Genomic DNA, 14,081 nt, shown 5'->3' with positions numbered 1-14,081 from the left:
GGGTTTGCTGGGGGCTTACGCTATAACAAACACGAGCCTTCACATAGACCCTACATTTTGGATATTCGGCAGAAAATTTAGAGTAGCGGCTGTCCACAAGTATTTACCATCAGATAACCCTAGTGGCTACGAGCAAATACAGCACTCTCGTCCAGACCAATGGCAAGCATTAATCACGATAAACTCCAATTTATTCAACTTGCGTCATGTGGGGATTCCCGCGAACAAAGACGACGTTCTGGCGGTTGTAATTAGCCGTAACGGGAAAGAAAATGAAGAGGTTATCTACTTCAACAGGTCCCCTTGAGGCGAACCTAACAAATGGATTAAATCGTTTGCTGCGCTCACTGGAATGGTTTAAAGCCGTACCTTAGACAAAGGTTATTCCCAATCGGCTTTATGCTGCAGTGAAGACCCTCTAGATCAAAAGCCTCTTGTTCGCTTCGGCCGAGCTTCGGCCTTTTCGGACAGTTGACCAAAGCGGTAAAACTCTATATTTAAACCCGTGTAAAAATGAGGAGATGACAAAGTATTTTGCGGTCAGACCTGCCCCCCCTCTCGACTGGGTCGGCCCAGAGGGCTTCGAAGCAACCTCAAAATGAAGCTCAGCTTGTAAATGAAGGCGGAGGAGCCAGATGGGAATAGTCTATAAGTTCTGCTTAAAATAGCTGCCTACTGCCTAGCTTACTCTGTTGCAACTAAATCTACTTTGTTTGACCTGTAAGTGTAGATTTAATTACCCTGCTCGGCGCAAGAGGTGTATTAATAAGCTTCTCCACCTCGGCCTTAAATTCTTTGGCTCGCCCCTTAGTCGTATATTCACAATATAAAGTCTTTGCCTCACCGGTAATTTGCTCATTGTAATGTGCAGAGTACGCCATAACATTCTGACCAAGATTTCCTTGAGTTCTAACGTACTTAATTACAAAGAATCCTCTGTACTTTTCATATATATCACTGGGATTCTTAAATATGGGAGTCCAATTTCCGATTGGTATATTTAAATCAATTATATAGCCCCGGTATTGGTTTTTCTCGGCTAATGCAACTGCTTCACCAACGCTACAAGCAAGCTGCGTTTTCATTCCTTTTGCTTCAATATAATCTAAAAGCCATTGAATATGCTCCGGCTCATCATCCACTACTAGAATAGTTTCACGGAGTAGTGCTTTTGGTAGATTTACAGTTGCCATAGTTTCTCAGGAATACTAATACGAAATGTTGTTATTGCTGTTTTGGGCGAATGCGTTGCCGATATTGTACCCTGGAGAATTTCCTCAGTAATTTTGCGGCAAATGAATAGTCCAATACCCGAACCTTGAGCCACTTTGCTGTGAGCTTCCTTACTTCGGAATCCCATCTGGAAAATATTTTCAGAATCTCCATGGCTGAATCCAATACTTTTACCAGAAAGTTCAATGATCAATTCCTTTTTATCATTAACCCTGCTCTTGATTGTTACTGTTTGATCTCGTTCCCCATATTTCAACCAATTATCAAATAGGTTAATAAATATTTGCTTTAACAACTCGGGTCTGTTCGCAATTCTATATTGGTCTGATGGATTTTTCAGCTCCAGTTTAATACCCTTCTTCTCGCCTGTGCTTTGAAAGAACTGAATGGATTCGATAATGATTTGAGGCAAAATTGATACAGCTGTTTCCCGAGCCTTTCGCAACTCATCTCTTTCTGATGTCTCAAAGAAAAAATCTGAGAGGTATGCAAGATTACGAATTAACGAAACACATTGCTCAAGCTGCGCTCTACTTGCATTGATTACTTGTTTTGACTTCACAGCATCATAGGTTCCGTCAACGACGTTATCAAGGGTGCCAATTACGCCGCTGATTGGGTTAACTACTTGATGGACAAAATTTGCTAGGAAGAGAAGGCCCACATCCTTTTGACCAATCTGCGTACTTTTAGATTCGGATTTATTCATGTTGTTTCAACGCTGCTTGATAAAAATTTCGGACCCAACAAATTTGTATTCAAAATTCCCCCAAAGCGACATACCATCAAAAGTTGACTTGTATCTCATGCCAACATCCTCTACTTTTTGCCCGCACAAAATTTTGCAGGAACAATCCTTTTCGTCGAAAAAGCCAAGTATTTGCACGCCCAGTGCAGTTAGATAGGTGATAAACGCATCGAACGAAGGCCCATCAATTACATTCAAATCACTTTTTACGTCAGCAGATCCAGTATCAAATTTATAGGTTTGATAACTAATATATTCAAACTTGCCCACTCGCGCAGCCGATTCCATCTTTGTTTGGAGAAGATTCGAGATGGACTGCGCCGCCCGGAGCATGGGAGAAATGTTTTCGTTAGAAAATTCGAGCTTGGAGCAGTGGCTCATGACGCATTTTGAAAGCGAAAGAGTTAAATCCAATGTTGAGCCCGTTATCGGCAAGGGGGCGTTTTCTATTCCATATTTCCAGGCAATGTCTTGATGTTTATTCAACAGTGTCTCAATTTGATGTCCCGGCCAGAGTCGAATGATCGGGCCGAGCTTGGCAGCATTCCATTTTGTAACTTCAGTAATTGCTGTCGGGGTAAATTTCGAAGAAGTACACATTAAGAGCACATCTGCTGAGTTTGAATGTGCAAACGCTATTTTCTCGTAGATAGTTGGCCAGTTAACCGATCCCGCATACCTTTTACATTCGACATACCATTTTTGTTCCGTCTGGGTTAGTGAAAAGTCACTATGCACAACAGTGCCTTCTATGTCGCGTCCACCATCAGCGCCCGGCGTGCGCCAAGTAACATTCAACATCCCTTGGGCGGTCATCAAGTCAAAGACCAAATTTTCAAAGTCTGTATCATCAAGTTCGCGCAACTTCTTAACCGCCATTAAACCTCCGAAAATTTTTGCAATTCATCGCCTTAGCATACATCCGTAGATTCCACTTCAGAAAGATTTCAATCTTTTTAGCCGCTTCAGCGGCTGAAAGGCAGGTTCGCATTTGCCAAAATTTCAATAGGAAAGGTGCTATTTTTACTCTGAAAATCGCGACAACAACAAGTTCCTACTATTAACCAAAGCCCGCTTGGAGGTCGATAGCGGATTGCCAACCCCAAGCTGGTAAGCGTCCGCGTTGGCCGAAAACCAGACGGACGCTCTACTAGGTGTGCATCTCGGCTAGGGCAGAGATTTGATTCTTAAATTAAAAAGTTGGCATAAAACATGATTGCTTGGCTGGCTGCTTACAATCAATCAACCCCGACAGCGCCCCCTTGTTGTTTGCTCCGTATCCATGATTTCCTGTATTTTTGAACTCAGAAACTCACAGGGTGAGGTAATAGAAACGAATATAATTATGATTAATGTCATATTACACCGCGTCATACTAAAACTAAAAACCTCCCATCACCTCGCGGCAAAGGGTGACATCCCCAGCTCCAAATTTGGTGGTTCATGGCGTTTTAGGAAAAGTGAAATCGAAAAGTAAATTAAAAAAACAGGAAGCAGGAAACGCGCATGAACAACGAACAAATCAAACAGCTGGAAACAGAACTTTGGGGCGCAGCGGATGGTTTGCGTGCTAATTCCAAGCTGACCGCTGCAGAATACAAAGACCCTGTGCTGGGCTTGATCCTACTGCGCTACGCGCAAAACCGATACGATGAAGCCAAGATCGCAATTGAGGCATCCATGCCCGATGGACCGCGTGGCAAGCGCGCCGCCACCCAAGCAGACTTTCTCGCTGCCGGTGCCATGATGCTGCCGGAAAAATCGCAATATGGCTATCTGGCCAACCTGCCCGAAGGCGAAGACATCAACGAGGCTGTCAACGAGGCTATGCGCCTGATTGAGGCCAGCTACGCCGACCTCGCTGGTATTCTGCCGAAAAACTATCAGGAGCTGGATGCAGACCTGTTGCGCGAACTGATCCGCGTGTTCAACAAGGATTCGGTCAAAAAGCTGAAAGGTGATGTGTTCGGGCGGATTTATGAATTCTTCCTAATGAAATTTTCCATGAGCGGCGCAGGCGCACAGGAAGGCGGCGAGTTCTTCACCCCGCCATCACTCGTGCAGCTGATCGTCAATTTTATTGAACCCGACCACGGCATCATCCACGACCCTGCCTGCGGTTCCGGCGGCATGTTCGTCCAGACGGGCCACTTCGTAGAAGACCACTGCAAACGCGCCGTGAACGAAGCCATCAAAGTCTATGGCACGGAGCTAAAATCCAACAACACCCGCCTTGCCAAGATGAACCTTGCCATTCACGGCATTGAAGGAAAAATAATCGAGAGCAACAGCTTCTATTCCGACCCGCACGACCTCGCAGGCAAATGTGATTTCGTGATGGCCAACCCACCTTTCAACGTCAACAAGGTGGATAAGAACAAAGACTTCGTGAAGACCGACAAGCGCCTGTTCAGTGAAGTGGGACTGCCGAAAGCCGATAATGGTAACTATCTGTGGATCCAGTATTTCTACCATTACCTGAATGAAAAAGGCCGCGCTGGGTTTGTTATGGCATCTTCTGCCACCGATGCAGGTGGGAGTGAGAAGATAATCCGCCAGCGTCTAATTGAAACTGGCGCGGTGGATTGCATCGTGGCAGTTGGCAATAACTTCTTCTACACCCGCTCGCTGCCATGCCACCTGTGGTTCCTTGATCGTGGCAAGCGGCCAGAGAACAAACGCAAAATCCTGATGATTGATGCGCGGAACACCTTCCGCCAGATCAACACCACACTGCGCGACTTCTCGCCGGAACAGATGGAAGGCCTGACCGCCATTGTGAAGGCCTATCGCGGCGAAGATGTGAGCAAAACCTTCGCCAGCAACCGTTGGCTCAAAGAGCATTTCCCCAGTGGCAGCTATGTGGATGTCGAAGGCCTGTGCAAGATTGTGGATGTGGCCGAAGTGGAAGAAAACGACTGGAGCCTCACACCGGGGCGCTATGTGGGCTACTGCATCGAGCTGGATGAAGGGTTTGATTACAGCGCACGCCTTGGCGAAATTCACAGCGAACTTGCCAAACTGAACAACGAGGCCACCGTCTTGATGCAGCAAATCCTCAAGGGGGCAGCATGAGCGAGGAAAAATTAACGCTTGTTTTTGATGGTCCCGCTGTTGAGAACGGGGAAATTGATGTTCGGGATTTAGCGCCAGCGTTACTGGCTATTGGCGAATTGATACAGGCCGCGAATAGCGAGATTAACGGTACAAGAGCGCAAATGTCCGTAAAAGTGAAGGCTACGGCAGAAGGCTCTTTTGAAGTTGATCTGAATCTTATCCAATCTCTTATGGAGAATGCGAAAGCATTATTCGATTTTGCCTCGATCCACAACGATAGCATCGCCGCAGCAAATGAGCTAGCAGACTTACTTTTCAAAATTGTTGGCGGAACGGTTGCTACTGGCGGCGGATTACTGGCTCTGATCAAATTTCTTAAAGGTCGCAAGCCGGATAGGATCGAACAGCGGGGTGGCGATGTTCACATTCATATCGGTGATAACTATTTTGTTACCAATAAGCGCACCGTGCAAATAGCTGAAAGTGTGGCCGTGAGGGAGCACGCAAAGAAAGCTGTTTCAACCCTATCTAATGACGGAATTGACGTCATCAAGGTGCGACGCCCTAAAACGGATGATCTCGAAATCACCAAGAGTGAGGTGATTTATTTCGACTACGCTGAAACAGAAGAGCAGCTGGCAGATGAAACCCGCACAATGACTCTACAGATTATCAGTCTTAGCTTTAAAGAAGACAATAAATGGCGTGTTACAGATGGCGGAGAACCTTTCGGTGCAACGATTGAAGATGCAACTTTCCTCAACCAGATTGCTAATAACGAAATCGCTTTTTCCAAGGGAGATTACTTGGTCTGTGTGGTTCGAGAAAGGCAATTCAGAAGCTCCAAGGGGCTAAAAAAGGAGCGCTATATCATCGAAGTGAAGGATCATAAGCCCGCCTCTAAACAACTGAGATTGATATAAAGGACAGCATGAAGTGGGAAATAAAACCAGTCTCTGAATTATGCTTTTTAGCAATTGACTGTGTAAATAAAACAGCACCTCTATCCGAGAACGTCACTGAATATAAAATGCTAAGAACTACCAATGTAAAAGGTGGTTTCATAGATTTTGAATCCGTACGGTATGTAGAGGAAGATGTTTTCAAAAAATGGATTCGCAGAGCCCAGCCCAAGTATGGAGACGTGTTATTTACTAGAGAAGCGCCTGCTGGCGAGGTCGGACGTTTTACTGCAAAGGCAGGAAATTATTTCTTGGGCCAACGCCTTTTTCTTTACAGGCCAGACCCTAAAAAACTAGATTGGAACTACTTAGCCTATGTGTTGCAAAGCCCTCAAATTCAAGGCTGGGTTCAGGGCGCTGCTTACGGTGCAACAGTTCCACATTTGGCTGTCAGCGATATGGAGCACCTCAAAATCCCTGCGCCTCCGATCACCATACAAAAGAAAATCGGCGATATCTTATCCCGTTACGATGATTTGATCGAGAATAACTTGAAGCGGATTAAGCTTCTCGAAGAAATGGCGCAAATTACTTATGAAGAGTGGTTTGTTCGGATGCGTTTCCCTGGTCACGAATCTACCCCCATAAATCCAGAAACCGGCCTGCCAGATGGATGGTATAAAAAAAGGCTGGGTGAAATTTGTACGCTAACTATGGGGCAAAGTCCAAAATCAGAGTTTTATAACTTAGAAGGAAACGGCCTTCCATTCCATCAAGGTGTAAAAGACTACGGAGAACGATTCCCTACAAACGCCTGCTGGAGCACGAGCGGATCCCGCTATGCTGAGCGCGGAGATATTTTATTCAGTGTACGCGCACCTGTTGGACGACTGAACATAGCATTGGAAAGAATGATCCTAGGGCGCGGACTTGCCGCTATTAAACACAAAGATAATGCTCAAGGCTTCTTATATTGCTTACTTAAACAGCAGTTCTTTGAAGAAGATATGATGGGCAGTGGGGCAATTTTTAGCTCTGTAACCAAAAACGATATGCATCGTATTGAAGTGATTGTTCCATCAAAAACCACACTGAATGACTTTAACGAAATCGTAGAAACTACAGACCGTCAAATTGAGATTTTGCACCATCAAAATGTTGGCCTGCGCGAGGCACGCGACATTTTGCTGCCACGCCTGATGACTGGAGTGATCGACGTGGAAAAATATGACCCCGCCCAACTGCTAAAGGAGGCTGCATGAGTTACGAATACTCCGAAGATGGGCTGGTCGAAGCCGCAACGCAGGAAGTGCTCGAGGCCTTGGGCTGGAAAGTTGTTACGGCTTGGAAGAAAGAAAGTTTCGGCGATGATGGGCTGCTGGGGCGCACCGATAAATCGGAAGTGATTCTGAAGCGCCACCTCCGCGCTGCTCTCATGAAGCTAAACCCCAACCTGCCGGACGTGGCTTATAACCACGCCATCGACGAGATTACCGAGAAAGCTGCGGATAAAACCCTTGGGCAGATCAATAAGGAAAAGCACGCGCTGCTTACCAAGGGCGTGCAGGTGTCGTTCCGCAATGCCAGGGGCGAAATGGAATCCAAGCGCCTGCGCGTTTTCGATTTTGAGAAGCCCCTGGAGAATGAATTCCTCGCCGTGCGTCAGTTTGAGGTGGTTGGCGAACTCTATAACCGCCGCCCGGATGTGGTGGGATTTGTGAATGGCGTTCCTCTGGTGTTCTTTGAACTGAAAGCGCACCACACCGACCTTGCTGCTGCCTACAATGACAACCTGCGCGATTATAAAGACACCATTCCAGCCATTTTCCACTGCAACGGCTTTATCGTCCTGAGTAATGGCACCGATGCTAAGCTTGGAACCGTCACCAGCCCGTATAAGTTCTTCCTCGATTGGAAACGCATAGAGGAAGAGGAAGAGGGTGTGGTGAGTTTGGACACCATGCTGCGCGGCACATGCGACCGCGCACGACTGCTGGATTTATTCGAGAACTTCCTGCTGTTTGATGGCGAAGGCGGCGATGTGGTCAAAATCATGGCCAAGAATCACCAGTTCATCGGCGTGAATAAAGTGGTGGCGCAGGCTCGCAATATCGAAGAACTGAAGGGAAAGCTGGGTGTATTCTGGCATACCCAAGGTTCGGGCAAGTCCTATTCGATGGTGTTTCTGTGCCAGAAAATCCACCGTAAGTTCGGCGGTTCCTACACGTTCCTGATCGTGGTTGACCGCACCGAACTGGAAAATCAGCTTTATGACACCTTCACCGGCTGCGGTGCGGTGACAGAAGAAAATATCCGCGCTAAAGGCCGTGATGATCTGCGCCGGTTACTGTCAGAAAATCACCGCTATGTGTTCACGCTGATTCATAAGTTTTCCATCGACCCTAAACTGGAAAGTGAATATCCGCTGATTACCGACCGCAGCAATATCATCGTGATTTCGGATGAAGCGCACCGCACCCAAGGCGGAAAATTCGCACAGAACATGCGCTTCAACGGCATCCCCAATGCCTCGTATCTTGGCTTTACCGGCACGCCGATCATCAAGGAAGAACTGGAGCTCACCAAGAATATCTTTGGGGAATACATATCCGTGTACGACTTCAAACGGGCTATTGAGGATGGAGCTACGCTGCCGCTGCGCTACCTGAACCGTGGCGAAAAGCTGGGCATTGAAAACCCACAGCTGGATGAACGCATGGCGGAAATTATAGAAAGCGAAGAGCTCGACGACGATCAACGCGCCAAGCTGCAACGCGAGTTTGCGCGGGATTACCCCATCCTGACATCCGAAGCACGGCTGGATGCAATTGCCAAAGATTTGGTATGGCACTTTAACGAACGTGGCTATCAGGGTAAGGCAATGTTCGTTGCGCTGGATAAGCCAACCGCTGTGCGGATGTATAACCTGGTTATGAAGCATTGGCCAGAGTATATAGCCGAACTGCAAAAGCGCATTGCACATTGCCAAGACCAGCAGGAAGAATTAAAGCTTCGCCACCACCTAAAGCGCGTAGAGGAGACTGAAGTTTGCGTGGTGGTTAGCAGCGAGCAGAACGAAGTAGCCAAATTCCGCGCTATGGGGCTGGAGATTGAGCAGCACCGCAAGAAAATGGTTGAGCGCGATCTAGAAATAGAATTCAAGGATGATGAAAATCCGTTCCGTCTCGCCTTTGTATGTGCCATGTGGATCACAGGCTTCGATGCGCCATGCGTTTCCACTGTGTATCTTGATAAGCCAATCAAAGGCCACACGCTAATGCAGACCATCGCCCGTGCAAACAGGGTGTATGACGACGAAAAAGAGAATGGCCTGATTGTTGATTACGGTAATGTGTACCGCAAACTAGAAGAAGCCTATGCCGTTTATGGTGAGGGCGAGAATAAAGGTGGAAAGAATACCGGCGGTGATGATAGCGAAGCCCCGATAAGCCCTGCGGAGCGCCTAGAGGGGCTTGCGGTAGAACTGGCAGCTACTATTGGAGCTGTAAAACAATGTTTGCTGAATTTAGAGTTTGAACTGGACGGGCTGGTCAATGCTAAAAGCCCAATGGAAAAGCTAGGGCTTATCCAAAAAGCCATGAACTGCGTCTGTTTAAATGAAAAAACACGCACTGAGTTTGAATTCTCAGCACGAGACGTGTTCCGCAAATACAAAGCCCTTTACCCCGAAGAGCAGATTAAGCCCTTCGTCAAAGAACATAATGCGATAGAAGCAATCTATGCGCAGCTAAATCAGAAGGTCAAAGGAGCTGACATCACCGCTGTCATCCGCCGCCTCCAACAGGAAGTGGATATGAGTATTACGGTGGCAGGCTCATCCGGCAGCGATGATGATTTCGTGGATTTGAGCAAGCTCGACTTCGACAAACTGCGTCAGGCTTTCCAGAAATCGGACAAGAAGAATCTGGTGGTGTTCGACCTCCAGGAAGCTATCGAGCTCAAGCTGGAAAGCATGGTGCAGCAGAATCCTCTGCGGCTAGAATTTTACGAAAAATACAAAGCAATCATTGATGATTACAACAATGGGAAAGACCTGCAGGCGGTGCAGAAGGCCTTCGATGAACTTCAGGGCTTTATGCAGGAGCTTTCCGAAGAAGAATCCCGCGCCCTTGCTGAAGGATTAGATCAGGAAACACTGGCCATCTTTGACCTGCTTCGTAAGCCTGAGCTCTCCAAAAAAGAGGAAGAAGAGGTCAAGCAAGTTGCGATCAAAACGCTTTCTACGCTTAAAGAAGAGAAGCTGAGAGTCGAACGCTGGCGAGAGAGTACGCAAGTTGCAGCGCAGGTAAAAACCATCATTTTTGATAATTTACAATGGCTTCCACAGAAGGCCTATGCCGATCGAGAGGTTAATGAACGCTCAGACCGAGTTTATCAGCATATCTACAGCACCTATCCTGGCTATAGCTCACCCCGGGCACAGGGGAGCAGAATATGAGCCTACTAGGGTCATATCCTGGTGGGTTTTATAACACTGGTATGCAGGCAAACTGGCGCAGTTAACTCGATCGAACATTGGATTCATAATTTCAATCAATTACAGCAGCGCTATTGACTATTTGCTCGAACCTCTCGGCGATGGCGAGCACTGCTTCAAGCTCCGCAACCTCCCCGAAAACCATTCCCGACCTAGCCGTATTGTCCTTGGTGATTGCATCCTGCATCGCGGGTCTGGGCGCCAGCGTGAACGTGCCGGAGATCGCAGTAGTGAGCGCTAAATCCGAACTATCAAACAACAGCCGCGTATTATGCGCGTAATTTACCGCTAACGCGTAGTCGGTTTGTAAATCGTATACCGACCCGGCCTGCATTAGCTGATGTACGCCGTAGCAATGGCGCGAAACACGTTGCCCGCCATGACGCAATTTATCTCGACGGTTGTGACGCTGCTCAAGGTCAGATTTAGGTCGGACAGTTCATATGCCACGTAGGACGGCACCGTAGAAGAGACATACAAATCCCCTTGCAAGCGATACTTGAGAGGCTGAATTGAGTTACTTGCGTGACATACCCCCTCTTGCTGGGGGTTTCGTTGGGATGGTTTGTCCAGTAATATTTCGATTAATTGCGGTTTTTTCAAACCTGATCCCAAGCCTTTGTTGAAGTGATTCTTGTTGGAACACTTCGTAGACGAAAGTCGTGGCTGGCGTGTGTACTTTTAAGGCGCATTGCAATTGCTTTTTGGTAGACCTTTTTTTGGGTCTGAATTATGCAATTTCAGTGAGCTTTTAAATGCCTAAACTCCACATCTTGCCCCCTGAGGGCACCCTTCAGTATCAGCGTAATGTTTCCTTTGAAGATCAAGTCGGTTCTTGGCTGTTGAAAAGCGGTTGGCAGGTCTTTTATCCAAAATCGGATCATGGTCACAAGACTGATTTGGTGGTTTCGAACGGCCCTAACTTTTACCGCATTCAAGTCAAAACATTGGTGAAGCCTGATTGCAACCAGGTGGTGCAAAACAAATGGCAAGGGTCTTTAGTGGACTATGTCGTTTACTTTGTTCATGACAAGGGATTTGGGTATGTGGTGCGGGCTTTTGAAAACTCACAGATGGTTTTGAGTCGAACCAGTCATGTTCGGTTTAATGCAAGTGACGTTGACTTCTGCCGGGCGTTCCAGAAGATCTGATGGGACTGGGCTCTTGTTGAGCGCAGTTGGGTTGTCTGAGGGTTTAAGGAATCTTGAGCTACCCGGATGGGCTGGGCTTTCGCGTTGCGCGTCGAGCCTGACCTGTTTGCGAAGGTCTCGCCCCATTCGGGCGTCAATCCCTTGTCCTGACTGCAAGTGGACATCACCCTGCGGTAATGTCCAATGTCCTGCGTTGCAGGGTTTGTAATGCATGACTTTGGACGGCGCAATCCAACGCTGAAATAGCCCCCTACCCCCCTTTGTCAAAAGTTGTGTGTTCGTTTAGAACTCAGCAGTTTCTTTTTCTATCAACAAGTTAGAAACCTGCAAAAAGTTAAAAATTTCTTCGATTTTGGCACTTGCGCGAATGAAGACTTTTGCTAACTTGAATTTACCCCGCTGATCTTTTGCGGGATTTTTCAAGAGAGGAAAAGTATGAGTACAGAGTATCTAACCACCGCCGAACTCGCTGGGCGGCTCAAATACGATGAGCGAACCATCCGTGAAAAACTCATGGATTCTGTGTTGCTTGAAGGGGTGCATTATCTGCGTCCGTTTGGGCGTCGCAAGATTCTTTTCATCTGGCAAGCCATTGAAGAGGATTTGAGCAAGGGTACAAAATTCTCCGTGCCCATGGCCAACGGAGGTGTTCTCCATGGCTAGTATTCGCACCCGGAAGCAGACCGGAAAACTGTACCTGGACTTTTACTTTGATGGTGCGCGTTACAGGGAGCAAACCGCCCTGCCCGACACACCAGAGAACCGCACCAAGCTCGGTAAGCTTGCAGACAAACTTGAGCGTGAAATTGCTAGGGGCAAATTCAACTACGCTGAGTTCTTTGGCAAACCCGCCAAGGAACCCCGTGTAAAGGCCTCTGATGCATATCCACGAGCTGGTGACCATCAGCATGGCTCAGTTGTGCAATCAGCCCGTCAGGCGAATGCCGCTGCGGTACAGACGCCCACTTTCGCGGAGTTCTTGGAAATTTGGCGAAATGAAAACTTCGTGCAGTTTCGAAAGAGCTACCAAAGAACCGTGGAAGATATCTTCAAGGCCCACTTGGTGCCCAAGTTTGGGAATACGAGGGTCGGAGACATTCGACGGGAAGACCTTTTAACCTTTCGCTCAGTCCTCGCCAAAGCACCGGGGCGTAAAGGTTTAACGATGTCTCCCAAGCGCGTGAACGCGATCATGGCTCTGATGAGTCAGATCATGAGTGAAGCCTCCGACCGGTATCACTTTACCAATCCCTACCAAAACATCAAGTCACTTCGCTTGCGTAAACCCGATGTGGAGCCATTTACCTTGCAAGAGGTGAACCTGATCCTGAACACGGTTCGTGAAGACATGCGCAATTACTACATCGTGCGGTTTTTCACGGGCATGCGCACGGGCGAAATCGATGGACTGAAGTGGAAGTACGTCGATTTGGAACGTCGCCAAATTCTGATCCGCTCAACCATTGTGGCGGGTATTGAGGAAGAAGACGGCAAGACCTACGACTCAATTCGGGACATTGAAATCTCGGAAGTGGTGTGCCAAGCCTTGAAACGTCAGCGGCTTGTGACTTTTCGGAGGAGTGACTACGTCTTTTGCAACAGCGTGGGCCAACCTCTGGATCACAACAACGTCACCAAGCGGGTGTGGTATCCCCTACTTCGCCACCTTGGGCTTGCACGCAGACGCCCGTACGTGACCCGCCACACAGCAGCCACCTTGTGGCTTGCCGCAGGTGAAAACCCACTTTGGATTGCCAGACAGTTGGGGCACAGCTCAACCGAGATGCTCTACAAAGTGTACGGCAGATTTGTTCCAAACCTGACGCGCCTGGATGGCTCGGCTTTTGATCGACTGCTGGCCACCAACACCAACATTGGTGAACTGGGTAACGCTTTGCAACTGGAGGTGAAAAATGGGTAAGTCCAGCTTTTTTGGTGAAACAACCACCGCAGTGCAAGGGATTGTCACGGGATCATGGATAAGTGAGTTTGAACACGATGGCCAAATTAGCTATTGCTTGCAAACTGAAATCTACGATTCTTGGCACGTTCATTATTTTCATGTGTACACCTTGGTACCCGCAAAAAGGATCGAAGTGGGACGATTCGTTCTGATTCACCCTTTGGGCAAGAAACGACACGTTGATCAAGTGTGCGACACCGAGGCGATTTTCAATGAAACCCACTTCGGTATCGAACACAATCCTTTTGATTTCTTACCCGCAAGGACTAAGGAGCAGCAAAAGACCAAGGGAGTGTTGGTCTGGTCCTACTCTCATCTCCCAGCAGAGTTGAAAGAGGTCGTCACACGAGTCATTCATTTAAGACCGGATCTTTTTGTATCCTCTCTCGCTAATGCGGGCTTGCTTCAGTTAATCGGCGAAACCTGTGAAAAATATTCGAAACGGGTGCCTTCTCGGATGGCGTCAGAAGATGACGAGATTTCAGTGGAATCGCAGTTAATCCACTGCGTGCATATTCTGGCCAAACTG

At 47.7% G+C, this 14,081-nt stretch carries 13 protein-coding genes; 9 read left to right on the top strand and 4 right to left on the bottom strand.

Annotated elements, in window-relative coordinates; translation table 11 throughout:
• A partial coding sequence (locus PY990_RS15855; RefSeq protein WP_275272429.1) for a hypothetical protein occupies positions 1–307 on the top strand: 307 nt, incomplete at its 5' end.
• Positions 308–704: 397 nt separating this feature from the next.
• On the opposite strand, the gene PY990_RS15850 is transcribed toward PY990_RS15855, so the two are convergent.
• From PY990_RS15850 to PY990_RS15840, 3 genes are read right to left on the bottom strand one after another with little or no spacing between them, the layout of a single operon-like run.
• On the bottom strand, positions 705–1,193 hold the full coding sequence (locus PY990_RS15850) for a hypothetical protein (RefSeq protein WP_275272428.1): 489 nt from the start codon (positions 1,191–1,193) through the stop codon (positions 705–707).
• Positions 1,181–1,942 (bottom strand): sensor histidine kinase, encoded by a 762-nt coding sequence (locus tag PY990_RS15845; protein ID WP_275272427.1) that lies wholly within the window; start codon positions 1,940–1,942, stop codon positions 1,181–1,183. Before PY990_RS15845 ends, PY990_RS15850 begins: the two co-directional genes overlap by 13 nt.
• Before the next feature lie 6 nt (positions 1,943–1,948).
• Positions 1,949–2,860, bottom strand: coding sequence for a restriction endonuclease (locus tag PY990_RS15840; protein ID WP_275272426.1), 912 nt, complete (start codon positions 2,858–2,860; stop codon positions 1,949–1,951).
• A gap of 627 nt (positions 2,861–3,487) precedes the next feature.
• On the opposite strand from PY990_RS15840, the gene PY990_RS15835 reads away from it, so the two are divergent.
• The 4 genes from PY990_RS15835 to PY990_RS15820 are packed head-to-tail and all read left to right on the top strand — an operon-like array spanning position 3,488 to position 10,399.
• Positions 3,488–5,056 carry a type I restriction-modification system subunit M gene (locus PY990_RS15835; RefSeq protein WP_275272425.1) on the top strand — a complete coding sequence of 523 codons (1,569 nt, stop codon included), beginning with the start codon at positions 3,488–3,490 and terminating at the stop codon, positions 5,054–5,056.
• Positions 5,053–5,961, top strand: a complete 909-nt coding sequence (locus PY990_RS15830) for a hypothetical protein (RefSeq protein WP_275272424.1) — start codon at positions 5,053–5,055, stop codon at positions 5,959–5,961. Before PY990_RS15835 ends, PY990_RS15830 begins: the two co-directional genes overlap by 4 nt.
• Before the next feature lie 8 nt (positions 5,962–5,969).
• On the top strand, positions 5,970–7,202 hold the full coding sequence (locus PY990_RS15825; RefSeq protein ID WP_275272423.1) for a restriction endonuclease subunit S: 1,233 nt from the start codon (positions 5,970–5,972) through the stop codon (positions 7,200–7,202).
• Positions 7,199–10,399, top strand: coding sequence for a type I restriction endonuclease subunit R (locus PY990_RS15820; RefSeq protein ID WP_275272422.1), 3,201 nt, complete (start codon positions 7,199–7,201; stop codon positions 10,397–10,399). Before PY990_RS15825 ends, PY990_RS15820 begins: the two co-directional genes overlap by 4 nt.
• 91 nt (positions 10,400–10,490) lie before the next feature.
• On the opposite strand, the gene PY990_RS15815 is transcribed toward PY990_RS15820, so the two are convergent.
• Positions 10,491–10,826 (bottom strand): hypothetical protein, encoded by a 336-nt coding sequence (locus tag PY990_RS15815; protein WP_275272421.1) that lies wholly within the window; start codon positions 10,824–10,826, stop codon positions 10,491–10,493.
• A 367-nt stretch (positions 10,827–11,193) separates the two neighbouring features.
• Between PY990_RS15815 and PY990_RS15810 the strand changes: the two genes are divergently transcribed.
• The 4 genes from PY990_RS15810 to PY990_RS15795 form a co-directional block, all read left to right on the top strand.
• The gene (locus PY990_RS15810; RefSeq protein WP_275272420.1) at positions 11,194–11,589 is read left to right on the top strand and encodes a group I intron-associated PD-(D/E)XK endonuclease; all 396 of its coding nucleotides are present in this window, start codon (positions 11,194–11,196) and stop codon (positions 11,587–11,589) included.
• Between the two features lie 435 nt (positions 11,590–12,024).
• Entirely contained in the window at positions 12,025–12,252 is a 228-nt protein-coding gene (locus tag PY990_RS15805) for a hypothetical protein (RefSeq protein ID WP_008248771.1), read from the top strand.
• Positions 12,245–13,510, top strand: coding sequence for a tyrosine-type recombinase/integrase (locus PY990_RS15800; protein WP_275272419.1), 1,266 nt, complete (start codon positions 12,245–12,247; stop codon positions 13,508–13,510). Before PY990_RS15805 ends, PY990_RS15800 begins: the two co-directional genes overlap by 8 nt.
• A partial coding sequence (locus PY990_RS15795; protein WP_275272418.1) for a hypothetical protein occupies positions 13,503–14,081 on the top strand: 579 nt, incomplete at its 3' end. The genes PY990_RS15800 and PY990_RS15795, both read left to right, overlap by 8 nt.

This window comes from Limnobacter olei (assembly GCF_029087225.1).
Taxonomy (GTDB): Bacteria; Pseudomonadota; Gammaproteobacteria; order Burkholderiales; family Burkholderiaceae_B; genus Limnobacter; species Limnobacter olei.
Note: the sequence above shows the minus strand (reverse complement) of the source record. Positions and strands in the feature narration are given on the sequence as shown.

Coding starts and splice junctions, on each gene's coding strand:
- PY990_RS15810 (WP_275272420.1), top strand. CDS start 11,194: ATGCCTAAACTCCACATCTTGCCCCCTGAGGGCACCCTTCAGTATCAG.
- PY990_RS15840 (WP_275272426.1), bottom strand. CDS start 2,860: ATGGCGGTTAAGAAGTTGCGCGAACTTGATGATACAGACTTTGAAAAT.
- PY990_RS15850 (WP_275272428.1), bottom strand. CDS start 1,193: ATGGCAACTGTAAATCTACCAAAAGCACTACTCCGTGAAACTATTCTA.
- PY990_RS15845 (WP_275272427.1), bottom strand. CDS start 1,942: ATGAATAAATCCGAATCTAAAAGTACGCAGATTGGTCAAAAGGATGTG.
- PY990_RS15835 (WP_275272425.1), top strand. CDS start 3,488: ATGAACAACGAACAAATCAAACAGCTGGAAACAGAACTTTGGGGCGCA.
- PY990_RS15805 (WP_008248771.1), top strand. CDS start 12,025: ATGAGTACAGAGTATCTAACCACCGCCGAACTCGCTGGGCGGCTCAAA.
- PY990_RS15830 (WP_275272424.1), top strand. CDS start 5,053: ATGAGCGAGGAAAAATTAACGCTTGTTTTTGATGGTCCCGCTGTTGAG.
- PY990_RS15825 (WP_275272423.1), top strand. CDS start 5,970: ATGAAGTGGGAAATAAAACCAGTCTCTGAATTATGCTTTTTAGCAATT.
- PY990_RS15820 (WP_275272422.1), top strand. CDS start 7,199: ATGAGTTACGAATACTCCGAAGATGGGCTGGTCGAAGCCGCAACGCAG.
- PY990_RS15800 (WP_275272419.1), top strand. CDS start 12,245: ATGGCTAGTATTCGCACCCGGAAGCAGACCGGAAAACTGTACCTGGAC.